The 24832-nt window shown below is 68.4% G+C and carries 20 protein-coding genes and 1 pseudogene; 12 read left to right on the top strand and 9 right to left on the bottom strand.

The features are described from left to right. Positions 1-52 precede the first annotated feature (52 nt). The gene (locus tag ACTJKF_RS11350) at positions 53-1189 is read left to right on the top strand and encodes a porin (protein ID WP_440623632.1); all 1137 of its coding nucleotides are present in this window, start codon (positions 53-55) and stop codon (positions 1187-1189) included. Positions 1190-1338: 149 nt separating this feature from the next. Here ACTJKF_RS11350 and ACTJKF_RS11345 read toward each other — a convergent pair whose 3' ends face one another. The 3 genes from ACTJKF_RS11345 to ACTJKF_RS11335 form a co-directional block, all read right to left on the bottom strand. Continuing rightward, positions 1339-1902 carry an Hsp20/alpha crystallin family protein gene (locus tag ACTJKF_RS11345; RefSeq protein ID WP_440623631.1) on the bottom strand — a complete coding sequence of 188 codons (564 nt, stop codon included), beginning with the start codon at positions 1900-1902 and terminating at the stop codon, positions 1339-1341. 253 nt (positions 1903-2155) lie between these two features. Beyond that, complete coding sequence (locus ACTJKF_RS11340; RefSeq protein WP_440623630.1) at positions 2156-2563, bottom strand: Hsp20/alpha crystallin family protein; 408 nt, start codon at positions 2561-2563, stop codon at positions 2156-2158. 15 nt (positions 2564-2578) lie between these two features. After that, positions 2579-3019, bottom strand: coding sequence for an Hsp20/alpha crystallin family protein (locus tag ACTJKF_RS11335; RefSeq protein ID WP_440623629.1), 441 nt, complete (start codon positions 3017-3019; stop codon positions 2579-2581). Positions 3020-3270: 251 nt separating this feature from the next. Here ACTJKF_RS11335 and ACTJKF_RS11330 point away from each other — a divergent pair, with 251 nt between their 5' ends. The 3 genes from ACTJKF_RS11330 to ACTJKF_RS11320 all read left to right on the top strand — a co-directional run bounded on the left by ACTJKF_RS11330 (position 3271) and on the right by ACTJKF_RS11320 (position 4961). Then, positions 3271-3654: a hypothetical protein gene (locus ACTJKF_RS11330; protein WP_440623628.1), complete on the top strand. Its 384-nt coding sequence runs from the start codon at positions 3271-3273 to the stop codon at positions 3652-3654. A 645-nt stretch (positions 3655-4299) separates the two neighbouring features. Beyond that, on the top strand, positions 4300-4596 hold the full coding sequence (locus ACTJKF_RS11325; protein ID WP_440623767.1) for a type II toxin-antitoxin system RelE/ParE family toxin: 297 nt from the start codon (positions 4300-4302) through the stop codon (positions 4594-4596). 2 nt (positions 4597-4598) lie between these two features. After that, the gene (locus tag ACTJKF_RS11320) at positions 4599-4961 is read left to right on the top strand and encodes an addiction module antidote protein (protein ID WP_440623627.1); all 363 of its coding nucleotides are present in this window, start codon (positions 4599-4601) and stop codon (positions 4959-4961) included. A 223-nt stretch (positions 4962-5184) separates the two neighbouring features. Here ACTJKF_RS11320 and ACTJKF_RS11315 read toward each other — a convergent pair whose 3' ends face one another. Genes ACTJKF_RS11315 through coxB form a run of 4 tightly spaced genes read right to left on the bottom strand, consistent with a single transcriptional unit; the run spans position 5185 to position 10886 of the window. Then, the gene (locus tag ACTJKF_RS11315; protein ID WP_440623626.1) at positions 5185-6789 is read right to left on the bottom strand and encodes a c-type cytochrome; all 1605 of its coding nucleotides are present in this window, start codon (positions 6787-6789) and stop codon (positions 5185-5187) included. Further along, positions 6780-7181, bottom strand: coding sequence for a cytochrome C oxidase subunit I (locus ACTJKF_RS11310; RefSeq protein WP_440623625.1), 402 nt, complete (start codon positions 7179-7181; stop codon positions 6780-6782). Before ACTJKF_RS11310 ends, ACTJKF_RS11315 begins: the two co-directional genes overlap by 10 nt. Beyond that, the gene (gene ctaD / locus ACTJKF_RS11305; RefSeq protein WP_440623624.1) at positions 7181-9817 is read right to left on the bottom strand and encodes a cytochrome c oxidase subunit I; all 2637 of its coding nucleotides are present in this window, start codon (positions 9815-9817) and stop codon (positions 7181-7183) included. The genes ACTJKF_RS11310 and ctaD overlap by 1 nt, the downstream gene beginning before the upstream one ends. 13 nt (positions 9818-9830) lie before the next feature. Then, positions 9831-10886 (bottom strand): cytochrome c oxidase subunit II, encoded by a 1056-nt coding sequence (gene coxB, locus ACTJKF_RS11300; RefSeq protein WP_440623623.1) that lies wholly within the window; start codon positions 10884-10886, stop codon positions 9831-9833. A gap of 317 nt (positions 10887-11203) precedes the next feature. Here coxB and ACTJKF_RS11295 point away from each other — a divergent pair, with 317 nt between their 5' ends. Further along, entirely contained in the window at positions 11204-12187 is a 984-nt protein-coding gene (locus ACTJKF_RS11295; RefSeq protein ID WP_440623622.1) for an SDR family oxidoreductase, read from the top strand. A 5-nt stretch (positions 12188-12192) separates the two neighbouring features. Then, entirely contained in the window at positions 12193-13971 is a 1779-nt protein-coding gene (locus tag ACTJKF_RS11290) for a glycoside hydrolase family 15 protein (RefSeq protein ID WP_440623621.1), read from the top strand. 84 nt (positions 13972-14055) lie between these two features. Here ACTJKF_RS11290 and ACTJKF_RS11285 read toward each other — a convergent pair whose 3' ends face one another. Further along, the gene (locus ACTJKF_RS11285; protein ID WP_440623620.1) at positions 14056-15882 is read right to left on the bottom strand and encodes a thiamine pyrophosphate-requiring protein; all 1827 of its coding nucleotides are present in this window, start codon (positions 15880-15882) and stop codon (positions 14056-14058) included. A 177-nt stretch (positions 15883-16059) separates the two neighbouring features. Here ACTJKF_RS11285 and ACTJKF_RS11280 point away from each other — a divergent pair, with 177 nt between their 5' ends. The 6 genes and pseudogenes from ACTJKF_RS11280 to ACTJKF_RS11255 all read left to right on the top strand — a co-directional run bounded on the left by ACTJKF_RS11280 (position 16060) and on the right by ACTJKF_RS11255 (position 23457). Further along, positions 16060-17160 carry an enolase C-terminal domain-like protein gene (locus ACTJKF_RS11280; protein WP_440623619.1) on the top strand — a complete coding sequence of 367 codons (1101 nt, stop codon included), beginning with the start codon at positions 16060-16062 and terminating at the stop codon, positions 17158-17160. Between the two features lie 62 nt (positions 17161-17222). Then, positions 17223-18074 (top strand): hypothetical protein, encoded by an 852-nt coding sequence (locus tag ACTJKF_RS11275; protein ID WP_440623618.1) that lies wholly within the window; start codon positions 17223-17225, stop codon positions 18072-18074. Then, positions 18071-18739 carry a gluconate 2-dehydrogenase subunit 3 family protein gene (locus ACTJKF_RS11270; protein WP_440623617.1) on the top strand — a complete coding sequence of 223 codons (669 nt, stop codon included), beginning with the start codon at positions 18071-18073 and terminating at the stop codon, positions 18737-18739. The genes ACTJKF_RS11275 and ACTJKF_RS11270 overlap by 4 nt, the downstream gene beginning before the upstream one ends. Next, positions 18729-20408: a GMC family oxidoreductase gene (locus tag ACTJKF_RS11265; protein WP_440623616.1), complete on the top strand. Its 1680-nt coding sequence runs from the start codon at positions 18729-18731 to the stop codon at positions 20406-20408. The genes ACTJKF_RS11270 and ACTJKF_RS11265 overlap by 11 nt, the downstream gene beginning before the upstream one ends. A gap of 86 nt (positions 20409-20494) precedes the next feature. Continuing rightward, positions 20495-20627: pseudogene (locus tag ACTJKF_RS11260) on the top strand (FRG domain-containing protein); the annotation flags it as partial. 421 nt (positions 20628-21048) lie between these two features. Beyond that, positions 21049-23457: a type VI secretion system Vgr family protein gene (locus ACTJKF_RS11255; RefSeq protein WP_440623615.1), complete on the top strand. Its 2409-nt coding sequence runs from the start codon at positions 21049-21051 to the stop codon at positions 23455-23457. Positions 23458-23495: 38 nt separating this feature from the next. On the opposite strand, the gene ACTJKF_RS11250 is transcribed toward ACTJKF_RS11255, so the two are convergent. Beyond that, positions 23496-24775, bottom strand: a protein-coding gene (locus ACTJKF_RS11250; RefSeq protein WP_440623614.1) for an IS3 family transposase whose coding sequence is annotated in 2 segments (ribosomal slippage) — positions 23496-24517 and positions 24517-24775 — 1281 coding nt in all. Because the reading frame shifts where the segments join, the coding sequence is not laid out codon by codon here. Positions 24776-24832 lie beyond the last annotated feature (57 nt).

Raw genomic sequence — 24832 nt, 5'->3', positions numbered from 1 at the left:
TAATCAGTTATACATATAAACAGAATCATCCCTCAACAGGTTTGGAGACAGCATGAGATTTCAGCCTCTCGTCGGCGGAGCGTTGCTCGGATTCGCGACGGCCGGTTTTGCACAAAGCAGCGTGACGTTGTACGGCGTGATCGATACGGGCGTCGAATACGTGTCGCACGCGAACGCCCAGGGCAAGGGCATCGTCCGGATGCCGTCGATTACCGGCGAGCTGCCGTCGCGCTGGGGGCTGCGCGGCGCGGAGGATCTCGGCGGCGGCTACAAGGCGGTGTTCGCGCTCGAGAGCGGCTTCAACGCCGGCAACGGCACGATGGGGCAGGGCGGCCGCCTGTTCGGCCGGCAAAGCTGGGTGGGGATCGAAAGCCCGTACGGCACGCTGTCGTTCGGCCGCCAGTACACGATGACGTACTACGCGGTGCTCGACTCGGACCTGCTCGGGCCGAACATCTACGGGCTGCCGTCGCTCGACGCGTACATCCCGAACGGCCGTGCGGACAACGCCGTCGCGTGGCGCGGCAAGTTCGGCGGCCTGACGGCCGGCGCGTTGTATTCGTTCGGCCGCGATTCGGCCGGCACCGGCAATTCACCGGGGCAAGGCACCTGTGCGGGGCAGACGCCCGGCGACATGACCGCCTGCCGCCTGTGGTCGGCGATGCTCAAGTACGACGCGACGGCGTTCGGGGTGGCCGCCTCGTACGAGGAACAACGCGGCGGCAGCGCGACCGCGGCCGGGAATTTCTTCGACGGCGTGAAACCGGTGCCGCTCGCATCGAACGGCGACCGGGACGACCGCGCGCAGGTCAACGGCTACGTCAACGCGTTCGGGATGAGGTTCGGCGGCGGCTGGATCGGCCGCTGGGTCGACACGGGCGCATCGGGCGGCCCGAACCTGCACTCGAACATCTACTACCTCACCGCGAACTACTACGTGAGCCCGGCCTTCATCGTCGATGGCGGCGTCTATCACGTGAACGTGTCCGGCCAGGATGCGCGCGCGACGCTGGGCGTGCTGCGCGGTACGTACCTGCTGTCGAAGCAGACGGCCGTGTATGTGCAGAGCGCGTATCTCGCGAACAGCGCGCATGCGGCATTCACGATCAGCGCCGGCGGGGGCGGCACGACGCCGGCGCCGGGGCAGAACCAGGTCGGCGTGATGGCCGGGATCCGGCACATGTTCTGAGCAGGCGGTGGCGGGTCGCGCATGACGCGGCCCGTCCGATGGCGCAGCGTGGTCCACCGTTGTGATTTGCCGCTACGTCATCCTCACGAATTTCAGACGACATGCATCCGAAACCCGAAACCCGAGACTGATTGGCGCGGGGAATCCTGTCAGCCGATATCGATCGTGCGACTCGTGGACTTGGCCGGTTCCGATTTCGGCACGGTCAACGTGAGGACCCCGTTGTCAAACTTTGCCAAGGTGTGGTCGGGGTCGGCGTTCCCCGGCATCGGGATCGTGCGCATGAAGCTTCCATGGGCGCGCTCCAGGCGGTAGCAACCGTCTTCCTCACTGCGCACGTCCTGCTTTTTCTCGCCGCGCAGCACGATTGCCCCATCCTCGACGCTCACCTTCAGATCTTCGCGCGCCATTCCGGGCAGTTCGGCGGTCACGCGCAGCACGGGCCCTTCATCAACGACGTCAATGCGCGGCTGGAAACGCGCTGAACTGAAGTCGCCAAACCACCGTTCGAGCGCGCCACGGCCGGCAAACGGGTCGTGAAAGAATTCCTCCATGGCACGCCACGGTTCGCGTGAGAACAGTCGCGGGATGTCAGGCCACGAGGCCCGCCACGGTTCGCTTGTCGGCGGGCTTTCCGGGCCTTCCGCATCAGGCTTGCGGGCAGCTCCGCGAAGGAACTTGAAGGGGTTCCACTTTTTCTGATCGGTACTCATGGCATCCTCCGATTCAGCTTCAATCTGTCGTGAGCCTGGCGGCCAGGGCATCAGGTCGCGCGCGCGCCCCGAGCTTCGGCTGAGCCAGGCCCGCCGCAATCGAGCAGTTGCACCGCGTACTCGATCGCGTCGCGCCGCGCTTCGTGCCCTTCCAGCGCTGCAGCGTCATATCAGGCATCGGGCTCCCTGCTCCCGTTGCGCGGCAACGGGGCAACTGGGGCGCTCGCGCTGCCGACCGGCCGGTGCTGACGCGTCAGCCGGTCTTGATTTCGATGCGCCGTGGGCGCGCCTCGTCGCGGCGTGGGATGGTCAGCTTCAGCACCCCGTCCTGGAGGTTCGCCTCGATCCTTGACGTATCGAAGTCCGGTGACAGCGTGAACGTTCGGGCGAAGTGCGGTTGGCGGACCTCGGCATGCTGCAGCCGCAGATTTGCCGGCGTTGGCACCACCGCCTCGGCCTCGATCGAGAGGCTGCTGTCGTGAACCTTGACGTCCAGCTTGTCCTTCGTCACGCCGGGCAAATCGGCCCACAGCGTGACGCCCTGGGTGTCCTCGTATATGTCGACGGCCGGGGTGAGCGTGATCCGGCGCGTGGCCTGTTCCGTGTCGCGACGCGCGACGGCGGATGGGTCGCGCTCGGCCAGTTGGGTCGTGTCAGTCATGATCGGCTCCTCAGGTTACTGGACGGTGATGGCGCGCGGCTTGGACGATTCGCGTTTGCCGACGCTGATCGACAGGCAGCCATTTTCGTAGCGCGCCTGGACCTTGTCGGGATCAGCGGTGTCGGGCAGTTCGATGACGCGCCGAAAGGCGCCGGCAAAGCGCTCCTGCGCATAGGTGCGCGTCTCGCCGCCAGCCTCGGGTTGTGTCGATTTGCGTTCGCCGCTGATGGTCAGCAGGCCCTTGTCGATCGATACGTCGAGTTCGGTGGCGTTGATGCCCGGGGCGAATGCGATGATCTCGATCGACTCGTTGGTCGCACCGATGTTGATCTGAGGAAAGGCGCCGAACCGGCTCGCGCGGATGCTGGACGGGAAACCACCGAAGAGTTGCGCCATCTGCTGCTGCAGACGGTCGAACTCGCTGAAGAGGTCGGTTCCGAAGTAGAGATCGCTCATGATTACATCCTCCTCGATTGCAGCATGGAGGCGAACGGGCCTACGCGCTCCAGTTCGCCCGCCAGACTGTTGGCAAACAAATCGAAACACGCAGCGCGCGGAATGAAGCGACCCGCGCGTCTGCCTGAGCGAAACTTAAGATAGGAATTCTGCGGAAAATTTCAAGGGCCGGCGGCCGCTTTTTTGCACTTGAAATTTTTGCGCCGGCACCTATTATCGCGGCGAATCACGACTGCGTTATGGAGGACGCCATGGAATTCGACACGGACTGGCTCACCCTTGGCAGGCATCGGATCCGGCTGCGCTCGACGAGGGGTTTTCCGACCGAGACGATGCGCACCGTCGCGGAGGTTGTCCGGCTTGCGATCGACAACAACATGAGCGCACGCGCCCGACTCGTCGAAATCGTGTGCCGGCAGGAAAAGACCTATGACGTGCTGGTCGGCACGACGATGGCGGAGGACAAGGTTTGTGCACTGCAACTTGAATCCGCGGTGGCGGTTGTGCTGGGCCTGTTGCCTGACCAGATCAACATCACGGTCACCGCTGTCACGCAAAAGGAGGTCGATCTGCATTTTGGCGTGTACGAGCGGATGCTGTCGGAGAAGCTGGGCACGACACCGCCGATCCAATGATCGACCGGTCCGGCGCGCAGTCGTGCGGCCGGTACGGGTCCCTGCCTCTTGCCATGCGGACACGGGTAGGCACGGCGGCGCCGGTCGCGGAATGGGAGCACCGTCATGAAAGTACGTTCATACGGATGACTCGCCGCGGCCGCCTTACCTGCAGCGGTGTGACGGCAGCGCGCAGGGAGCGGGGCGTGGCACGCCGCTATCGATGGATCGCTGCCCGCAACCATCACAGCGCAAAAAAAGTGTGCGGAGAAGCGCGCGGAAATACCGCAGCGTGAAATGGCGGCAGGCCCGCGCCACGCGGTCCGAGGGGGCCGTGCCCTGATAAATGAAGCGGGCAGGCGGGGAGGGGACTGCGCAGCGCCGGTGTGCCGATATCCCCCCGCCTTCCCCTGGAATGCCTGATCGGCACGCTGTCAGGCCCTATAGCGGCGTCGCAGAAAGCGTCCGACTTTGCGGGCCAGTCGTGGGTCAACTGTGTGTAGACCTTCTGAGCGCCCCTGCGCATCACGCGGAAAATCATGCGGAAATGATGCGCGCGCGGTGGCGGGTTCGGCGTCACGCACCGCGTCCGGCTTCCGCGCGCGCCGATCCGGCGAGCCGCACAAAGCCGTAGTCACGGTGTCCCCCATGAGTTACAATCGATTCATGTTCAAAGTCCTGACTACCCCACAATTTGATCGATGGCTCGATGGGCTTCGCGATCCGGTCGGTAGCGCGGCAATCAGCCTGCGCATCGAGCGGGCGAAGCTCGGCAACCTCGGCCAATGGCGAGCAGTGGGTGACGGCGTCAACGAAATGAAGATCGACGTAGGGCCGGGATACCGGGCCTACTTCGTGAGGCGCGGAAAAATCATCGTCGTGGTGTTGTGCGGCGGGGACAAGTCGACGCAAAAGAAGGACATCAAGACGGCGAAGCAAATCGCCGGTGAACTGGAGGATTGAGTATGAAAATCAGCGAACTGGCCGAATTCGACGGCTCGAAGTACCTGAAGGACGAGGAAGCGATTCGTCACTACCTGGCGCAAGCGTTCGAAGATGGCGATCCACGCCTGATCCAGGCCGCGCTCGGGAACGTCGCGAAAGCGCGCGGCATGACCGCGCTGGCGCGCGAATCCGGCGTGAAGCGCGAAGCGCTCTACCGTGCGCTGTCGGAAGGTGGGAACGCGGAGTTTGCAACGATCATGAAGGTTGTCGGCGCCTTGGGATTGCACCTGACCGTTGCGCCGACCGTGCAGGCCGCCGAAGCGGCGCCTGCACCGACACCAACGCGCGCGCGCTCGCGCGCACGTGCGGCAGCACACGCATAACGTCGTCAGAGGCCGGCCGCGAATATCGCGCCGGCCTGCATGTGCTTATCCGGCCGGCGTCGCCGGCAAAATGGTGTGCGGATCGCGATCGCGGCGTTCGAGACCCTTGGCGGCTGATGACAGGCACCGGAAGCCGAGGCCATCGCGAGCTGGTAGCCGCATCGTCGGAACGTGGCAGGCAGCTGGCGACGGCAGCGCGCAGTGAGCCTGGCGCAGCACGCCGCTATCGATGGATCGCCGCCCGCAACCTTCTCACGTCCTGCTCCGACACCGGTGCGGCACGATTTCCCCATGCGCCGCGCACGTAGCTGACGACCGCCGCGATCTCGCTGCTCGTGAGCGCGCCGCGCATCGCGGGCATCCGCCGCACGGGGCCGTGCGTGCCGGGCGCCGGCCGCGCACCTTCGACGACGATCCGGATCGCACTCGTCGGATCGGCCGCAAGCACCGCCGAATTGCCCGCGAGCGGCGGCCCGTGATCCGGCACGCCCGCACCTTCGGCGCCGTGGCAGCGCGCGCAGAAACCTGCATACACGCCGGCGCCCGGGGCCTGCTGTCCGCCTTCCGGACGCGGCCCGGCTGCCGTCAGCCGCGGAACGCCGACACCGAGCGGATTCGTCGCGGCAGTCGGTTGCGCGGGCAACGACTTCAGGTACACGGCGATCGCCCGACGATCGGCATCCGTCAGCAGCGCGGTGCTTTCCCCGACGACCGGCGCCATCGCGCCGAACACCGCGCCGCGCACCGCGTGGCCGCTGCGCAGGAATGCGGCGATATCGTCGGCCGACCAGCGGCCGAGGCCGTCCGCATCCGCACCGGTCAGGTTCGGCGCGAACCAGTGATCGTTGATGCCGCCGGTCAGGAACGCGGGGCTGCGTTCGTCATAGCCGCGCTCGTTATAGGCCGGCCCGCGCGGCGTATGGCATGCGCCACAATGGCCGAGCCCTTGCACGAGATACGCGCCGCGATTCCATTCCGACGATTGCGACGGCTGTGGCACGAAGCGGTCGCGATTCGCGAACGCCAGGCTCCACAGCCCGAGCGCCCAGCGCTGGTTGAACGGAAACGGCAGTTGCGTGAGTTTCGCCGCGTTCGCGGATGGCGCGACGCCGCGCATGAAATACGCATACAGTGCGCGCACGTCGTCGTCGGTCAGATGCGCAAGCGACGGGTAGGGCATCGCCGGATACAGCCGGCTGCCGTCCGCGCGCACGCCGCGGCGCAATGCGTCGTCGAATTGTCGCAGCGTGTAACTGCCGATTCCGTGCGCGGGGTCCGGCGTGATGTTCGGCGCATAGATCGGCCCGAACGGCGAATTCACCGGCTGGCCGCCTGCGTACGGCGTGTGGTCGGCCGCGTCGTGGCAGGCCGCGCAATCGCCGGCGAGCGCGAGGTAGCGGCCGCGCGCGATGGTCGCGGCGTCGGCGCTCGCGGCGGCCGCGGCAATGACCGGCCGGCGGGCCGGGGAAACGGCCGAAGCAGCCGATGAAGCGTCCGGCGGCGTGGCCGAAGCCGGAGCCGGAGCCGGGGCCGGGGCCGGGGCCGGAGCCCCGCCACGCCGCTGCCCCAGCCGTGGATCGTCGTTCACGCGCGCCGACATCGACGCCCCGGCATCGGCTGCCGACGCGCGAATCCGCACGAAACGCCAGCCCGACTCCGACTCCGGCTCGGGCGCTCGCGCCGCCGACGCGGCTTCGGCCCTGCCGCCGTCGGACGTCGGCTGGTCGTCCTGCCGCATGTCGCACGCGCCGAGCGCGACGCACACGGCGAGCACGACGCCGGCCCGGCGCCCCGGAAAGCGGAACGACGCGAACGAGATCAGCGCCATGGGCTGCACGGCCCCACGAAAGCGGTGACGATCCCCGTGAACACGAGACCGATCACGAACCCGAGCGCCGCGAGCATCCCGCAGCGCGCGAGGAACCGCGTGCTGTCGTCGCGCGTCGCGGCCTGCACGTTCGCGTCGTGCCGGCGTTGCCACGTGCGCACGAGCCACGTGGCGAAGACGGCCGCCAGCGCGAACGCGCACGCGGCGATCAGCGCAAGCCATGCGCCGACGTGGGCCCAGCGCGGCGCGGCTTGCGCGACGCCGAGCGGATAGCACGCGGTCGACGCGAGCGTCTCGGACGCGAGCATCTGCGCGAACCACAGCGCGGGCGCGCCGACCAGGCCGGCCGCGATCGCGAGCAACGGGGTCCACGCGCGTCGGGCGCCGTTCATCAGGCTCTCCTCAGCCAGTAAGGCGACACGTACAGCGCAGTGAAGATGAACAGCCACACGATGTCGACGAAGTGCCAGTAGAGCCCGCCGACGGTCAGCGCGACGCGCCGCTCGCGGCCGAAGAAGCCGGCCGCCGTCCAGCCGGCGAGCAGCGCGAGGATCACGAGGCCGGCCACCACGTGCGCGAGGTGGAAACCGGTGATCGTGAAATACAGGCTGCCGTACAGGTGTGCGGTCGGGCCGTACGGATGGCTGCGCCACTCGTGCAACTGGACGAGCGCGAAGGCGGCACCCAGCAGCAGCGCGACGGCGAGCGCGGCCACCGCGTGCGGCCGCTTGCCGGCGCGCACCGAACGTTCCGCGAGCCACACGAACACGCTGCTCGACAGCAGCACGACGGTGTTGCCCGCCGCGAGGCCGATCTTCGGCATCCCTTCGGGCGGCCACGGCGCGGCCGATTGCGATTGCAGGTAGAAGTAGCAGAACAGCAGGTAGCCGAACAACCCGGCCTCGGTCACGATCAGCGTGATGACCCCCCACCAGCCGCCCGCGCGCTCGCCGCAGCTGCCGACCGGCAGCGGTTCGACGCACGCGATCGGCGCGTCCGCCGGCACCTTCGCCGAGCGCGGCTCGTCCGCATGCGGCCCGGCGGCGTCAGCCGGCGCCTGCGTGTCGTCGCGGGCCGGCAGCCGCGCACGCTGGCCGAGCGTGCGGCGCGGCCACAGCCACACGGCGGTCCCGATCGCGCAGCCGGCCACGGCCGCGCAGACGAGCGTCGGCGAGCGCGCCAGCATCGCCGCGAACACGGCGGTGGCGAGCAGCGCGAGCACGAACGGCACGCAGCTGTCCTCGGGCATCTTCAGGATCGCGCTCGGCGTCGCCGCGAGCGGCGTGACCGCGAGCGCCTCGCGGCCGTCCGCGAGCCGGTAGCCGACCCGCATGCTGGTGCGCCGGTCGTCGTCGCGCGTTTCCCACAGCGGGTGCCGCGACGCGACCAGCGGCAGCACCGCGAAGTTGTACACGGGCGTCGGCGACGCGACCGACCATTCGAGGCCGGGCGCGCCCCACGGATTGTTGCCGACGCGGGCGCCGCGCCGCGCGCTGACGAGCGCGTTGACGACGAACATCACGATACCGATGCCGAAGACGAACGAGCCGATCGTGGTCAGCAGGTTCGACGTGTCCCAGCCCATCCCGGACGGGTAGGTATAGATCCGGCGCGGCATCCCGAGCAGCCCGGAAACGTGCATCGGGAAGAAGCCGAGGTTGAAGCCGATCAGCACGACCCAGAACGTCAGCTTGCCGAACCGCTCGTTCATCATCCGCCCGGTGAACTTCGGGAACCAGTACGTGACGCCGCCGAGCACCGGGAACACGTTGATGCCGAGCAGCACGTAGTGCAGGTGCGCGACGACGAAGTACGTGTCGGTGAGCTGCCAGTCGAGCGGCACCGCGGCCGTCATCACGCCCGATACGCCGCCGATCACGAACATCAGCACGAAGCCCGCGAAATACAGGAACGGCGTGCGGAACACCGGACGGCCGGTCCAGATCGTCGCGAGCCACGCGAACACCGCGACCGCGCTCGGGATCGAGATCAGCATGCTCGCCGCGCCGAAGAACGCGAGCGCGAGCGGCGCGATGCCGGTCGCGAACATGTGGTGGACCCACACCTCGAAGCCGATCAGCATCGTCGCCACCGTCGACACCGCGACGGCCTCGTACGCGACGAGCGGCCGCCGGCAGAAGGTCGGCAGCGCATCCGACACGATCCCCATCGCCGGCAGCACGACCACGTACACCCAGGGATGCGCGAACATCCAGAACAGGTGCTGCCACAACAGCGGCCGCCCGCCGTTCGCGACATCGAAGAAGTGCGTGCCGGCATTGCGATCGAGCCACAGCAGCAGGAACGCAAGGCTCACGGACGGCACCGCGACGAGGTTTGCGACCGATGCGGTCAGCGTGCCCCACACGATGATCGGCAGCCGGTCGATCGACATCCCGTGCGCGCGCATCCGCAGCAGCGTGACGACGAAATTCGCGGCGCCGCCGGTCGTCGAGATGCCGAGCAGGATCATCCCGAGCGCATAGATGTCGATGTTCGCGCCGGCGCTGTAGTCGAGCGACGTGAGCGGCACGTAGTTGAACCAGCCGCCGTCCGGCACCGCGCCGAGCGGAAAGCTCGCATATAGGAACAGCCCGGCGAACAGGAAGGCCCAGTAGGAGAACGCGTTCAGCCGCGGGAACGCCATGTCGCGCGAGCCGAGCATCAGCGGCCACAGATAGTTCGCGAAGCCGGACAGCACGGGCAGCGCGTACAGGAAGATCATCGTGACGCCGTGCATCGTGAACAGTGCGTCGTATTGCGCGGGCGTGAGCACCGTCGCGTTCGGCCGCGCGAGCTGGATCCGCATCACGAGCGCTTCGACGCCGCCGAGCAGCAGGAACGCGAACGCGGTGACGATGTAGCGCAACCCGATGCGCTTGTGGTCGACCGTGCCGAGCCAGCCGCGCCAGCCGGGTTCGGACTCCCACAGCGCCGCCAGTTCCCGTTCGTGCGCGGAACCCGGCGGCGCGTCGCCGAGGTCGGGCACGCGGCTGAGCGGGGTGGGCGTGTCGCGGGCAATGGCCATCGTCATCCTCCGGTCAGCGCAGCGTCGCGAGATACGTGGCGAGATCGTCGGCATCGCGCGGCGCGAGCGCGAACGACGGCATCAGCGTCTGCGGCTTGATCTGCTGCGCATGCGCGATCCAGCGGCGCAGGTTGTCGGGCGTGTTGTCGAGCGTGCCGGCAGCGAGCAGCCGGCGCGAGCCGAGATGCGACAGGTCCGGGCCCGCGTCGCCGGCCGCGTCGGTGCCGCGCACCGCGTGGCAGCCGGCGCAGCGCGCGGCGAACACGTGCCGGCCGCGTTGCGCGGCGCCGGCCGCCGGGGCGGGCGCCGGTTGCCGCTGCGCGCCGAGCCACGCGCGAAACGCGTCGGGCGGCTCGGCGACGACCTCGAGCGCCATGTGCGCATGCTGCGCGCCGCAGTATTGCGAGCACTGCCCGCGATAGATGCCCGGCCGGTCGGCCTGCAGCCACTGGCGATTCGTCTGGCCGGGGATCGTCTGCGTCTTGCCGGCCAGTTGCGGGACCCAGAACGCGTGGATCACGTCCGCGCTTTTCAGTTCGACGGCGACGGGTTCGCCGGCCGGGATGTGGATTTCGTTCGCGGTCACGAACGCGGTGCCGCCTGCGTCGTCCGGATAGCGGACGGCCCACCACCAGTCGTGCGCGGTCACCTCGATCGTGAGCGCGGGCGGGCGCGGCGGCGACGCCACCGCGCCGAGCACGCGCAGCATGTACACGAGCGCGCCGAACAGCAGCACGATCGAGATCGCCGAGCCGACCGTCACGATCGCAAGCCCGCTGCCGTCAGCGCCGCCAGCCTGCGCGCGGCGGCGAAACATCGCGATCAGCAGCATCGCCGCGATCGCGACGCACACGAACGTGCACAGCGCGAGCAGCGCCCAACCGAGCACGAACACCGGCTGCGCGGCCGGGCCGGCCGCATGCGCGAGATACGCGAGCGGCAAGGGTCCGGCTGATTCCACGGACATCGCGGGCATCGCGGCAGCGCGTGCGACCGCCGGCGCGACGGTGCACGCGACGCACGCGACGCACGCGGTGGCGGCGACGCAAAGGTTACGACGTGCTTGCATGAACGGCGGGACGAGCAACGCGACTCCTTGCCGGATTCGGCGGCATGACGACAAGCCGTTCGCGGCGGAGCAATTCGCGTGCGCGCCGGCAGCGATGACGCATGGCTCCAGCGTTGCGTGCGCAACGGCCGGCGCGTTACAGCCGGCTTGTAAATTTGGCGCCGGTTCACGGTGCGGGTCCGGATCGCGTGGCTTTGCATCGCGGCGGCACGCCGTTTGCTTCGACGAACGCGTTCCGGCACGCCGCTCGGGGCACGACCCGGCCGCGTGCCGGCCGCCGGACTGCCGGCCCCCTGAACAAAACGGAGGAATCGACCGTGAAGACCGTCGCGATCACCGGTGCGAGCGCCGGCGTCGGCCGCGCGACCGCCCATGCATTCGCGCGACGCGGCGCGAACGTCGCACTGCTGGCGCGCGATCCGCGTGCACTGCACGACACCGCGTGCGAAGTGCGCGCGTATGGGGTCGAAGCGCTGCCGATCGTCGTCGACGTCAGCGACGCCGCCGCGCTCGACGCCGCCGCCGAACGCATCGAGAACGAACTCGGCCCGCTCGACGTGTGGGTCAACAACGCGATGGTCACGGTGTTCGCGCCGTTCGACGAGATTGCGCCGGAAGACTATGCGCGCGTGACCGAGGTCACCTATCTGGGCTGCGTGTACGGCACCCGCGCGGCGCTTGCGCGGATGGCGCCGCGCAATCGCGGCACGATCGTGCAGGTGGGCTCCGCGCTCGCCTACCGGTCGATCCCGCTGCAGGCGCCGTACTGCGGCGCGAAACACGCGATTCGCGGCTTCACCGACGCACTGCGCTGCGAGTTGCTGCACACGCGCAGCCGCGTGCGCGTGACGATGGTGCAGTTGCCCGCGATCGATACGCCGCAGTTCGACTGGGCCGAATCCGTGTTGCCGCATGCACCGCGCCCCGTCGCACCGGTGTATGCGCCGGAGGTGGCGGCCGACGCGATCGTGCAGGCCGCACGCCATCCGTGCCGCGAGCGCTGGGTCGGCTGGTCGTCGCTGGCGGCGATCGTCGCGAACGGGCTCGCGCCCGGCTGTTTCGACCGCTATCTCGCGCATACCGCCGTGCGCGGCCAGCAGCGCAAGGCGCCCGCCGGCCCGCGCGCATCGAACCTGTGGCATACCGTGCCGGGTGGGCATGCGACGCGCGGCGCGTTCGGTGCCGAAGCACGCCGCACCGGCACCGAAGCCGGCCTCGGCGCGTCGCGCGCGCTCGCGTACGGCGCGGTGTGCGCGATGCTCGCGGTGGCCTTCGTCGCCGCGCGCAAGATCGATCGGTGAGCGCGATGCGCATCGAAGACTACGCGCTGATCGGCGACGGCCGCAGTGCCGCGCTCGTCGGGCTCGACGGCAGCATCGACTGGCTGTGCTGGCCGGACTTCGACTCGCCGCCGTGCTTCGCCGCACTCGTCGGCACACCCGGGAACGGCCGCTTCCGCATCGCGCCGCGTGAGCCGGGCGCGCGGGCGACGCGCCGCTACCTGCCCGGTACCGCGGTGCTCGAAACGACGTTCGAGACGCCGTCGGGCTGCGTCGTGGTGATCGACTGGATGAGCTGGGACGCACCGGACCCGTGCCTGATCCGCAGCGTGCGCGGCGAGCGCGGCACGGTCGAGCTCGACGTCGATCTGGGCGTGCGCTTCGACTACGGCCATGCGCTGCCGTGGTGCCGCCGTTTCGGCCGGCGCTGGCGGATGATGACGGGCGGCGATGCGATGTGGCTCGATACCGACACGCACGTCGACGTGCGGGACGACCGGCTCGTCGGCACGCAGCCGGTCGCGGCGGGCGAGCGGGCGGATTTCGCCATCAGCTACGCGCGCTCGTACGACCGGCCGCCGGCCGTGCCCGATGCGTACGCGTCGCTGCGCGACACGCAGGCATTCTGGTGCGTCTGGTCGAAGTGCAACGCGGCGGAGGGCCCGTATCGCGACGCGATCGAGCGCGCGCTGATCACGGTGAAGCTCCTGTCGAGCGTGCGCACCGGCGGCATCGTCGCGGCGCCGACCAGTTCGCTGCCCGAGCGCTTCGGCGGCGCGCGCAACTGGGATTACCGGTTCTGCTGGCTGCGCGACGCGAGCTTCACGCTGCGCGCGCTGGTGCGCTGCGGCTACCGCGAGGAGGCCGCGCGCTGGCGCGACTGGCTGGTGCGCGCGATCGCGGATCATCCGGCGCAATTGCAGGTGCTGTACGCAGCCGACGGCGGCCGGCGCGCGGACGAGTGGGAAGCCGCGCACCTGGCCGGCTACGAAGGTGCGAAGCCGGTGCGCTTCGGCAACGCGGCCGCCGAGCAGCTGCAGCTCGACGTGTACGGCGAGGTGCTTGCCGCGCTGTACCAGGCCCGCCGGCACGGGCTGCCGCCCGATGACGACGCGTGGACGCTCGAGCGGCGGCTGCTCGAGCATCTCGCGACGATCTGGCGCGAGCCGGACGAGGGGATCTGGGAAGTGCGCAGCGGCCGGCATCAGTTCACGTCGTCGAAGGTGATGGTGTGGGCGGCCGTCGAAAGCGCGTACCGCTCCGCGCGCGCGTTCGGCCATCACGCGCCGCTCGACGAATGGCGGCGCTGGTCCGACATCGTGCATGCGGACGTGCTCGAACACGGCTATCACGCGACACTCGGCCGCTTCGTCGACCGCTACGACGGCGACGGGCTCGACGTGAGCCTGCTGCTGATTCCGCTGACGGGGATGCTCGATGCGTCCGATCCGCGCGTCGCGGCGACGGTTGCCGCGCTCGAGCGCGAGCTGGTCGAGGACGGCTTGCCGTTCCGGTATCGGCCGCCGCGCTTCGCCGATGGTTGCGAGGGCAACGAGGGCGCGTTCGTCGCGGCCGGCTTCTGGCTCGCCCAGGTGTACCGGATGCAGGGACGCGACGACGACGCGCACGCGTTGTTCCAGCGGCTGCTGAGCCTGCGCAACGACGTCGGGCTGCTGGCCGAGGAATACGATCTGAAGGCGCGACGCATGTGCGGCAATTTCCCGTTCACGCTTGCGCAGGTCGGGCTCATCAACGCGGCGCTCGCGCTGCAGCGCGACGGGCGCGACGACGTCGATATCGGCTGACGTACCGCGCCGCATTGCCCGCGCCGACGGCGGGCGACACGACGAGGCGATCGCGCCGTACCGTCCCGCCCCGCGCATCATCGGCTACGACTCGCGCCTGCCTCCCTTGCCGCCGTGCTCGCCATTGCCCGGCAGCACGGCCGACAGCACCTGCCGCGCGGTTTCGACGATCACGTTCGCTTCGCGCGTGTCGCCCTTCATCAGCGTTTCGGCGAAATGCTTCGCCTGCTGCAGCGTCACGTGCGGCGGCAGCGGCGGCACTTCCGGGTCGCTCTTGACCTCGAGCACGACCGGGCGGTCGGACGCGAGCGCTTCGTCCCACGCGGCGCCGAGCTGTTTCGGATCGTCGACGTAGATGCCCTTCAGGCCGAGCAGCGTCGCGAACCGGTAGTACGGCACGTTCGGAATCCGCTGCGACGCGTCGAACTTCGGGTCGCCTTCCATCACGCGCTGCTCCCACGTGACCTGGTTCAGGTCCTCGTTGTTCAGCACCATGCAGATCCAGCGCGGATCGGGCCAGTTTCGCCAGTACTTCGCGACGGTGATCAGCTCGGCCATGTTGTTCATCTGCATCGCGCCGTCGCCGACCATCGCGATCACGGGGCGCACCGGGTACGCGAATTTCGCGGCGATCGCATACGGCACGGCCGCCCCCATCGACGCGAGCCCGCCCGAGAGCGATCCCATCATCCCGCGCCGCATCATCAGGTCGCGTGCATACCAGTTGGCGCAGGAGCCGGAATCGCTGGTCAGGATCACGTCGTCGGGCAGGCGCGGCGACAGTTCGGTGAACGCGCGCTGCGGATTGACGCCGCGTCCGGGGCTGGCCTTCGCGGCCGCGCGTTCGGCCAGCGTGTCACGCCAGTCCGCGTTCCATTGCGCGATCCGGTCGCGCCATGCGGTGTCCTCGCGCGCCTTCAACAGCGGCAGCAGCGCGCGCAGCGTCTCGGCACTGTCGCCGACGAGGTTCACCTCCATCGGATAGCGCAGGCTCAGCATGTCGGCCTTCAGGTCGATCTGCACGCCGCGCGCCTGGCCTTCCTTCGGCAGGAATTCCGAATACGGGAAGCCGGAGCCGACCATCAGCAGCGTGTCGCATTCGGTCATCAGCGCGTAGCTCGGCTTCGTGCCGAGCAACCCGATCGAGCCGGTCACCCACGGCAGGTCGTCGGGCAGCGCGGCCTTGCCGAGCAGCGCCTTCGCGGCGCCCGCGCCGAGCCGGTCGGCCACCGCGATCACGTCGTCGGTCGCGCGCAGCGCGCCCGCGCCGACCAGCATCGCGACCTTCCTGCCGGCATTCAGCACGTCGGCCGCACGCTGCAGGTCGTCGGCGTAGGGCACGACCTTCGGCGGCGTATAGCCGATACCGGAATGCACGGTGCCGTGCGCGCGCTTCGGCGGCGCGTAGTCGAGTTCCTGCAGGTCGTTCGGCAGGATCAGCGCGGTGACGGTGCGCGCACCGAGCGCGATGCGCACCGCGCGGTCGACCAGGTGACGCACCTGGCCGGGCACGACGGCCAGCTGCACGAAGGCACCGGCCACGTCCTTGTAAAGCGCCGCCAGATCGACTTCCTGCTGATAGTGGCCGCCGAGCGCCGCACGCGCCTGCTGGCCGACGATCGCGAGCACCGGCATGTGGTCGAGCCGCGCGTCGTACAGGCCGGTCACGAGGTGCGCGGCGCCGGGGCCCGAAGTCGCGACGCAGACGCCGAGCTCGCCTGTAAATTTTGCATGCGCGGACGCCATGAAGGCCGCCATCTCCTCGTGGCGCGCCTGGATGAACTCGATCTTGCCGTCGGCCCGGTTGAGGGCACCGAAAAAGCCGTTGATGCCGTCGCCCGGGTAACCGTACAGGCGACGCACGCCCCAGTCGTACAGCCGTTCGACGATGAAATCCGCCACTGTCGCCATGCCGTTTCTCCTTGGTTCGGGATGAGCCGATGGGCCGCGCGCAGGCCATCGCCCTGCGCGGCGCTGCCGGGCGTCGCGCAAGGTGCGTGCCGTGCAGGGCCGGCCTGCCGGCCGCGTCGGGCACGTGCGTTGCATGCTGGCGTGGCAAGCAAAAAGCAAGCAATCAGGAGCGCAACGATGGCACTTTCCGCCGCACCGGCGATCGACGACGTGCGCGTTCGCGCGTATCGCGTGCCGACCGATCGGCCCGAGGCCGACGGCACCTACGCATGGGACGCGACCACGATCGTCCTCGTCGAGATCGACGCGGGGCCCGTGACGGGGCTCGGCTACACGTATACCGACGCGAGCGCGGCGTCGCTGGCGATGGCGTTGCTGGCCGACGTGTTGCGCAACCGGCCGCTCGTCGACATTCCCGCCGCCACCGCCGCGCTGTGGCGCGCGGTGCGCAACGTCGGACGCGCGGGCGTCGCCGCGACCGCGATCTCGGCGCTGGACGTCGCGCTGTGGGACGCGAAGGCGAAGCTCGCCGGCTTGCCGCTCGCGCTGCTGCTCGGCCGCCTGCGCGAACGCGTGCCCGTGTACGGCAGCGGCGGTTTCACGACCTACGACGACGCGACGCTCGCCGCGCAGCTCGACGGCTGGCGCGGCGAACACATTCGCGCGTGCAAGATCAAGATCGGCGTGCAGGACGCACGCGATCCGTCGCGCGTGCGCGTGGCGCGCGATGCGCTGGGCCCCGACGTCGACCTGTTCGTCGACGCGAACGGCGCGTATGCGCCGCGCACCGCGCTCGCGTTCGCCGAGGCGGTGGGCGAATGCGCGATCCGCTGGTTCGAGGAACCGGTCAGCGGCGACGACGTCGCCGGTTTGCGGTTCGTGCGCGAGCACGTCGGCGCGCGCGTCGACGTCGCGGCCGGCGAGTACGCGTATACGCCCGACGATTTCCGGCGCCTGCTCGAAGGCCGCGCGGTCGACGTGCTGCAGGCCGACGCGACGCGTTGCGGCGGCGTCAGCGGCTTTCTCGCGGCGGCCGCGCTTGCCGATGCGCATCACGTCGATCTGTCCGCGCATTGCGCGCCGGCGCTGCACCGGCACGTCGGCTGCGTCGCACCGCGCATGCGCCACGTCGAGTGGTTCCACGATCACGTGCGGATCGAGCGAATGATGTTCGACGGCGCGCCGACGCTCGTCGACGGCGCACTCGAGATCGACGCGACGCGCCCGGGGCTCGGCCTCGAATTGCGCGCGGCCGACGTCGAGGCTTTCGCGATCTGAATGAATCCGGCGCCCGCGACCGACCACGGACCACGGACCCCCATCACGAGCAAGGAGGCACGATGCGACACCTTCGACACCGCGCGGCCGAGCACGACCGGTTGCTGGCCGATGCCGCGCGCCTGCTGAACCGCAGCGCGCTGCTGCTCGCCGGGTCGGTGCTCGCCGACAGCGGCGTCGAGCACTATCGCGGCACGTTCCACAATCGCGCGATGATCGCGCCGCTGGTGGCGTCGACGCTGTCGGTGCTCGCGAGCGTGCACGGCCACGCGGACGACACGCCCGAGCGTCACCGGCTGCGCGATGCGGTGCACGTGGCGTCGGCCGCCGTCGGCCTCGCCGGGTCCGCGTTCCATGTATACAACGTGACGAAGCGGCCGGGCGGCTTGAGCTGGCACAACCTGTTCTATGGTGCGCCGCTCGGGGCGCCGTTCGCGTTGCTGCTGTCGGGGATGCTCGGCGCGGCCGGCGAGCGGCTGCGTGCGGCGCCGGCCGACGCGCCGCGCGTCGCCGGGCTGCCGGCCGGCCGCGCGCTGGCCGCGCTGGTCGCGGCGGGGCTCGTCGGCACGCTCGGCGAAGTCGGGTTGCTGCATTTTCGCGGCGCGTTCCAGCATCGCGCGATGTTCGTGCCGCTCGTCGTGCCGCCGGTGGCAGCGCTCGCGGCCGCGCAAGTCGCGCTGTCGCGGCCGTCCGCCGACCGGCGCTTCTGCCGCTGGTGGATGCGCGCGACGGCCGTGCTCGGTTTCGTCGGCGTCGCGTTTCATGCGCGCGGCGTCGCACGGCAGATGGGCGGCTGGCGCAACGCGTCGCAGAACGTGTTGTCGGGGCCGCCGCTGCCGGCGCCGCCAAGTTTCACCGCACTCGCGATCGCCGGCCTCGCCGCGACCGCGCTCGCCGAACGGGAGGCGCGATGAAGCATTCAAACGATCCGGACGGCAACGCGGTCGCACTGCCGAGCTATACCGGCTACGACGTGCTGGCCAAGCGCGACACGCCATCCTGGAACGACGCGACGCGCCGTGCGATCGACGCGCGACTGCGCGTCGCGGCGACCGCGCCGCGCCATTTCGATGCGGGGCAGTTTGCGACGCTCGACGCGCTATGCGCGCGCATCGTGCCGCAGCGGCACGGCGGCGCCGGTACGGTGCCGACGGCCGCGCTGCTCGACGCGCGGCTCGCGAGCGACGACGGCGACGGCTTTCGCGACGCGCGGCTGCCGCCGATGCGCGCCGCGTGGCACACGGGCCTTGCCGCGCTCGACGCGATGGCGCGCCGTGCGCACGACCGTCCGTTCGCAGCGCTCGACGGCAAGGATGCCGATGCGCTGCTGCATGCGGTCCAGGAAGGCCGGATCGATCGCCTGGTCGAAGCCGCATGGGCCGGCATGGACCCGCGCACGTTCTTCGCGAAGCGCGTGCTGATGGATCTGTGCGGCGCGTACTACAGCCATCCGTTCGCATGGAACGAGATCGGCTTCGGCGGTCCGGCGAGCCCGCGCGGCTATGTGCGGATGGATTTCAACCGGCGCGATCCGTGGGAAGCGCGGGTGGACGGGGAGGGCGATCGCGATGGCCGCTGACGATTCGCTGCTTGCGCTGTCCGCCGGCACGCCGCGCGGTTGCGACGGCCGCGCGCCCGATCCGTTGCGTGTTGGCGGCTGGTCGCCGATGCGGATGTTCCGCGACGACGAGCCGGTCGACTTCGTGATCGTCGGCACCGGCGCGGGCGGCGGCACGCTCGCCTGCCGGCTCGCCGAGCACGGCTTCTCGGTCGTCGCGCTCGATGCGGGGGCATGGTGGCGGCCGCTCGAGGAATTCGCGTCCGACGAATCGCACCAGCACAAGCTGTTCTGGACCGACGAGCGGCTCTGCGACGGCGCGAATCCGCTGACGCTCGGCAGCAACAACAGCGGCCGCGCGATCGGCGGCAGCACCGTGCATTTCGCGATGGTGTCGCTGCGCTTTCGGCCCGAGTGGTTCCGCTCGCGCATGGCGCTCGGCTACGGCGTCGACTGGCCGCTCGACTGGCGCGAGATGTGGCGCTACTACCGCGAGGTCGAACAGGCGCTGAAGATCAGCGGGCCGGTGCGCTACCCGTGGGGCCCGCCGCGCCCGCGCTATCCGTATCGCGCCCATGAACTGAATGCGGCCGCGCTCGTGCTCGCCCGCGGCGCCGAGGCAACCGGCATCGACTGGACGCCCACGCCGCTCGCGACGTTATCCGCGCCGCGCGGCCGCGCGCATCCGTGCGTGTATCGCGGCTTCTGCATCGCCGGTTGCGCGACCAACGCGAAGCAGAGCGCGCTCGTCACGTGGATTCCGCGCGCGGTCGCGGCCGGCGCCGAAGTGCGCGATCTCGCGATGGCGCTGCGGATCGAGGCCGAAGGCGATCGCGTGACCGGCGTGCATTACCGGCGCGACGGCCGCACGCATTTCCAGCGCGCGCGCAACGTCGTCGTCGCCGGCTACGCGATCGAGACGCCGCGGCTCCTGCTGCTGTCCGCGAACGGCCGCCATCCGCAAGGGCTCGCGAACAGCTCGGGCCTCGTCGGCCGCTACATGATGGCGCAGCTGAACCAGGCGTCGTGGGGGACGATGGACGACGAAGTGCGCTGGTACAAGGGGCCGCCGTCGCTGTCGATCACCGAGCACTGGAATTACGCGGACGAAGGCAAGGATTTCTTCGGCGGCTACTGCTGGATGAGCCAGGGGCCGCTGCCGATCGAATGGGCGCGCAAGGTGGCCGCGCGCGGGCTATGGGGCGACGCGCTGAAGCGCGAAATGGCGCGCTACAACTTCCAGGCCGGGCTGAAGATCGTCGGCGAGACGCTGCCGCGCGCGGAGAACCGCGTGACGCTCGCCGACGAGCGCGACGCGTTCGGGCTGCCGGTCGCGCGCGTCACCTATTCGTACGACGACAACGACCGCCGGATGATCCGCCATGCGTTCGCGCAGATGGATCGCTCGCTCGCGGCAGCCGGCGCGCATGACATCTGGCACGAAGAAGACGACACCTGCCACCTCGCGGGCACCGCGCGGATGGGCGACGACCCGGCGACGAGCGTGGTCGACGCCGACTGCCGCAGCTGGGACATCCCGAACCTGTGGGTCTGCGACGGCTCGGTGTTTCCGACCGTCGGCGGCGTGAACCCGTCGCTGACGATCCAGGCGATCGCGTGCCGCACCGCCGATCGCATCCGCGCGCTCGTCGCGCGCGGCGACGCGCAGGCGCGTGCGCGGTGGCGGTGAGCGACACCCCGCCGCCGCGTGGTGTGTGCCGCGCCGGCCTAGCCATCTTCGAGGCGTCACGGCATGCACGCTTTCATCCGCCGTCCGGTGCGCGCTTTGCCGCAATCCGCCGCGAGCTCGCCGGCGTTGGCGTGAATCGGCACGATCTTTCCGGACCTGGACGGCATTGCGCAACTAACGGTCATCCTGTTTTTTCCCGACGACGAGGACACGCATGCCCGCGATGAGTGCAGCGGCATGGCCTGGCGAGCCGGCAAGGGGGGCGTTGGGGGCGTTCGCCTTGCGGCGTCCGGAGCGTCTGGTTCCGACGCGCGACGAGCATAAGCTGACACCGTCGACGGGTTCGAATAGCGGATCCCGACATCGACCAGTACGAGGGCGTGGTCCCGCTGCTCCTGCGCTTCTGCGTTGTGCGTTGTGCGTCGCTCGAGAGCGGGCTGCCGAACCCAAGCCGGCGGCGCCAGTACAGCCTACTGTTTCGTCACTGCCGCAGTTGCATTGAGGATCATCGTTGAAGTGGCGAGCCGCAAGTGTTGACAGAAAAAAGCATTCTCGACGAATTCGAACTCGTCTAATTGTTGTCTTGCCTCTGGCCGATTAATGTCCAGCGGGGTATCCGCCGACATTTTGGGAGGGGCTATTGGCAGCGAGCACGGCAATTTACGACGCACCTGCGCGCGCGGGCATCAACATCCATCAGTTCTACAGCCTCGACATCAAGGGCAATCCCGCGGCCACGCTTGCGGACATCTACGAGTTTGAAGGCACGCGCGGGATGGGTGAACCGACAAAGTACACGATCCAGTTCACTCATCCCCGGCATGACCTGTCGCGCAGCGAATTTCTGAACAGAATCGGCACGTTTGTGATCCAGCCTCCGCCGCGCGACCGTTGGAGTCAGCCGGAAGACGCGCGGCGCGTGCAAGGTGTCGTGACGGGATTCGCGTTGAAGGATGTCAATCGCGACCAGTCCCTCTACGAGATTGTGCTGGAGTCTCGGCTGGCGTTGCTGCGTCAGGTGCCCAAATGCCGGTTCTTCCTCGACATGACCGTACCCGAGATCATCGAACAGATACTCCGGGAACACGCGTTCAACAAGATTTTTGCCGGCTTTGAATTCACGCTGCACCGTACCTACCGCAAACGTAGCTTCGTGATGCAGTGGGGTGAGGACGACCTCGCATTCATCACAAGACTGTGCCGCCGCTCGGGCATCTGGTTCGTATGCGAGGCGGGCGAGCGTTGCGAACGGGTGCGCTTTGGCGATGACTATGCGCACTACCGACGCGATCCTGGGCGCCTGACGGCCGCCTACCGGCCGCGCAGCGGGCTGGAATCCAGCGGCATCGAAACCGTCAACGAACTGCAAATGACCGCAAGGACGCTGCCGGAGACTTATACCGTGCGCACGTTCAGTACGGAGGCGCAGCTTTCCGAACCGATCGAGGCAAGCAGCCCGATCCGTGAGGATCGCACAACGTATGGTGACGCATATACGTGGGGGACGCCCGACCAGAGCCAGGACGAAGCGAAGGAGGAAGCGCAACTACGGCGCGAAGCCGCGCTGGCCGAACAGATCGAGTATCGCGGCGAGTGCGACATGCTGGATCTCACCCCCGGTTCCGTATTGAAACTGTCGAACAGGGAATTGCCCGATGCGAAGCACGGGTTGCTGGTGGTCCGGATGGCATGTCGCGCGTCGCGCAGGCAGACGTATCACGTGAAGTTCGACGCGATTCCGTCCGACCGTCAATACCGGCTGCCGTTGAAGACGGAGACGTGGCCGAAGATTCACGGCGTGATCACCGGGACCATCGCGTCGTCGGATGGCTGGAAAGACCCATACCTGGACGGGCAGGGCGAATATATCGTTCACCTTCATTTGGACCGCGACACGCGGATGCCGGGTCTGCGAAGCTGCCCGATGCGTCTTGCCAAGCCATTCGCGGGGCCGAATCAAACAGGCTTTCACTTTGGATTGGTCGAGGGCACGGTCGTTGGTGTCAGCTTCCTGTGGGGCTGCGTCGATTTGCCGTTCATCAGCCACGTGCTCCATACCGCGCAGCACACGGACCCGATCATCTCGGGCGTTCCGTGGGGCACGCGCAATACCCTGCGGACCCGTTCGAACAACACGCTGGAGATGGACGACCGCGACGGTCGCGAACACATCAAGCTGGCGACAGAGCATGGCAAGACGCAACTGAATCTGGGTCACACGGTGGACCGTGACCAACAGCCGCGTGGCGAAGGCTTCGAACTGCGTACGGACAATCGCGGACACGTGCGAGCGGGTGGCGGCATGTTGGTATCGGCAGACCGGCAGGAGAGGGCGCGGGGCGAACAGACCGACATGCGTTCCGCGACCAACCAGTTCCAGCTTACGCAAGCGCATGCGCAAGGGTTGGCAGAGGCTGCGGCGGTGGCAAAAGCCGAGATCGCGGACTTGCGGGCAGAAAATGCGTGGCTCAAAAACGAACTGGCAGGCCTGAAAAAGTCCGTAATCGCGCTGTCCGCGCCAGCCGGCATTGGCCTGGCGACACCCGACCGCGTGATGGTGTCGGCAGGCAAGGACGTGAGCGTCGCCACGTCGTCGCGATTCAACGTGAATGCGATTCGAAATGTCGCCATCGCCGCCGGCGACGTGTTGTCGCTGTTCGCGAACAGAATGGGCATTCGCCTGTTCGCCGCGCGCGGCAAGGTCCAGATTCAGGCGCAGTCGGACGCGATGGAGCTGGTGGCGCAGCAGAACATGCAATTGAGCAGCGCGGCGGGCACGCTGACCGCGAACGCGGCCAACGGCGTTGTGCTCAGTGGCGGCGGCACGGCTTACGTCAAGGTTCAGGGCGATAACGTCGAGATTGGCGGGGCGGGGCGCCTGATTCTGAAGATCATCGAGATTCAGAAGGAAGGTCCGGGCGTGCTGTCGCTGCCATTGCCGAAGTTCGATCAAACCACGGTCTCGAATGACGAGCGGTTCATCCTGAGCGATGACGTGACCGGGCGGCCCATGAAGAACAAGCCGTACAAGATCCAACTGGCGGACTGAGGCTGACCCGTTTCCGTGAACGGTTGGGCAGTTAAATTTTAAGCAGGTGGAGTTCCTCCGTTTGGCGTGGTGCTGTGAGTTGTCCACGGCCGGCCGGCGGGTCGCCTATCACGAGCATGACGCTGGCCGGCGGTGGGCAACTCACTCGGCGAGCACGGTCGGTTTTGTTCGCGGTGGATCTGCTCGTAGATGATCGGCGAGCGATAGCCAAGGCTGCTGTGGCGGCGATGCGGGTTATACCAACCTTCGATGAATGAGAAGATCGCGCGGCTGGCTTGCTCGTGGGTTTCGAATCGCGTGCGAGCGAGCAATTCACATTCGAGCGTGGCGAAGAACGACTCGCACATGGCGTTATCAAAGCAGTCGCCCACGGAGCCCATGGATGGGTGCACGCCGGCCTCGCGGCAGCGCCGCCCAAACGCCAGTGAGGTGTATTGGCAACCTTGATCGGAATGGTGAATGACACCCTTGGCGTGGCGTTGCGCCAGCGCCATATCCAAGGCCTTGAGCATCAGCTCCGTGCGCAGGTGGCGACCCATCGCCCAGCCGACGATGCGGCGACTGAATACGTCCAGCACCACGGCCAGATAGAGAAAGCCTGCGCGGGTCGGCACGAAGGTCGCGTCGGCGACCCACAGCCGATTCGGCGCATCGGCGTTGAAGTGCCGTTGCACCAAGTCTGGTGCGGCGCGTGCTCCGGCTTGTCGTTGTGTCGTGGTGATCCATTTGCGTCGGCTCACGCCACGCAGACCCGCGATGCGCATCAGTCGCGCGACCCGTTTGCGGGCGACGTGGATGCCTTGCTCGGCAAGTTCCGCATGAACGCGGGGCATGCCGTAGGTGCCGCGTGAGCCGGCGTAGATAGCACGGATGCGGGCCGACAGATCTGCATCACTGCGAGCATGCGACGATGGTGCTCGTTGGCGCCAGACGTAGAAGCCGCTGGCAGAGACCCCCAGCAGCCGTGCCATCGTCGCAATAGGCCAGGTGGCCTGATTCGCTTTCATGAACTCGAACCCTTGTCGGGCAGCGTTCCGGTCTCCCTCGCGAACCAGGCCGCGGCTTTTGCCAGAATCTCGCGCTCAAGCTTGAGCTGGCGGTTCTCGCGGCGCAGGCGCGAGAGTTCTTCGCGTTCGGTCGAGGTCAATCCGTCGGGCCGTATGCCGGCGTCACGATCGGCCTGGGCAACCCAGCCGTAGATGGTCGGTATGCTCGGACCGAACTCCTTGGCTAGTTCCTCGGGGCGACGCCCGGCATGTACCAGGTCCACGATCTGTTGCCGAAATTCCGGTGCATAGGGCGCTCGGTATTTGGACATGATCCGTACCTCCTCCTTGACAGGATAGATCGTGTCCACGAAAGCGGGTCATCTCCA

The sequence above is a fragment of the Burkholderia sp. 22313 genome (genome assembly GCF_052045245.1).
In the GTDB taxonomy this organism is placed as follows: Bacteria; Pseudomonadota; Gammaproteobacteria; order Burkholderiales; family Burkholderiaceae; genus Burkholderia.
Note: the sequence above shows the minus strand (reverse complement) of the source record. Positions and strands in the feature narration are given on the sequence as shown.

What these genes read in the sequence shown, in the direction of transcription:
- ACTJKF_RS11335 (WP_440623629.1), bottom strand. Translation starts at nt 3,019, where the DNA reads ATGAGCGATCTCTACTTCGGAACCGACCTCTTCAGCGAGTTCGACCGT.
- ACTJKF_RS11265 (WP_440623616.1), top strand. Translation starts at nt 18,729, where the DNA reads ATGGCCGCTGACGATTCGCTGCTTGCGCTGTCCGCCGGCACGCCGCGC.
- coxB (WP_440623623.1), bottom strand. Translation starts at nt 10,886, where the DNA reads ATGCAAGCACGTCGTAACCTTTGCGTCGCCGCCACCGCGTGCGTCGCG.
- ACTJKF_RS11275 (WP_440623618.1), top strand. Translation starts at nt 17,223, where the DNA reads ATGCGACACCTTCGACACCGCGCGGCCGAGCACGACCGGTTGCTGGCC.
- ACTJKF_RS11340 (WP_440623630.1), bottom strand. Translation starts at nt 2,563, where the DNA reads ATGACTGACACGACCCAACTGGCCGAGCGCGACCCATCCGCCGTCGCG.
- ACTJKF_RS11330 (WP_440623628.1), top strand. Translation starts at nt 3,271, where the DNA reads ATGGAATTCGACACGGACTGGCTCACCCTTGGCAGGCATCGGATCCGG.
- ACTJKF_RS11290 (WP_440623621.1), top strand. Translation starts at nt 12,193, where the DNA reads ATGCGCATCGAAGACTACGCGCTGATCGGCGACGGCCGCAGTGCCGCG.
- ACTJKF_RS11310 (WP_440623625.1), bottom strand. Translation starts at nt 7,181, where the DNA reads ATGAACGGCGCCCGACGCGCGTGGACCCCGTTGCTCGCGATCGCGGCC.
- ACTJKF_RS11325 (WP_440623767.1), top strand. Translation starts at nt 4,300, where the DNA reads ATGTTCAAAGTCCTGACTACCCCACAATTTGATCGATGGCTCGATGGG.
- ACTJKF_RS11350 (WP_440623632.1), top strand. Translation starts at nt 53, where the DNA reads ATGAGATTTCAGCCTCTCGTCGGCGGAGCGTTGCTCGGATTCGCGACG.
- ACTJKF_RS11285 (WP_440623620.1), bottom strand. Translation starts at nt 15,882, where the DNA reads ATGGCGACAGTGGCGGATTTCATCGTCGAACGGCTGTACGACTGGGGC.
- ACTJKF_RS11270 (WP_440623617.1), top strand. Translation starts at nt 18,071, where the DNA reads ATGAAGCATTCAAACGATCCGGACGGCAACGCGGTCGCACTGCCGAGC.
- ACTJKF_RS11280 (WP_440623619.1), top strand. Translation starts at nt 16,060, where the DNA reads ATGGCACTTTCCGCCGCACCGGCGATCGACGACGTGCGCGTTCGCGCG.
- ACTJKF_RS11320 (WP_440623627.1), top strand. Translation starts at nt 4,599, where the DNA reads ATGAAAATCAGCGAACTGGCCGAATTCGACGGCTCGAAGTACCTGAAG.
- ctaD (WP_440623624.1), bottom strand. Translation starts at nt 9,817, where the DNA reads ATGGCCATTGCCCGCGACACGCCCACCCCGCTCAGCCGCGTGCCCGAC.
- ACTJKF_RS11345 (WP_440623631.1), bottom strand. Translation starts at nt 1,902, where the DNA reads ATGAGTACCGATCAGAAAAAGTGGAACCCCTTCAAGTTCCTTCGCGGA.
- ACTJKF_RS11315 (WP_440623626.1), bottom strand. Translation starts at nt 6,789, where the DNA reads ATGGCGCTGATCTCGTTCGCGTCGTTCCGCTTTCCGGGGCGCCGGGCC.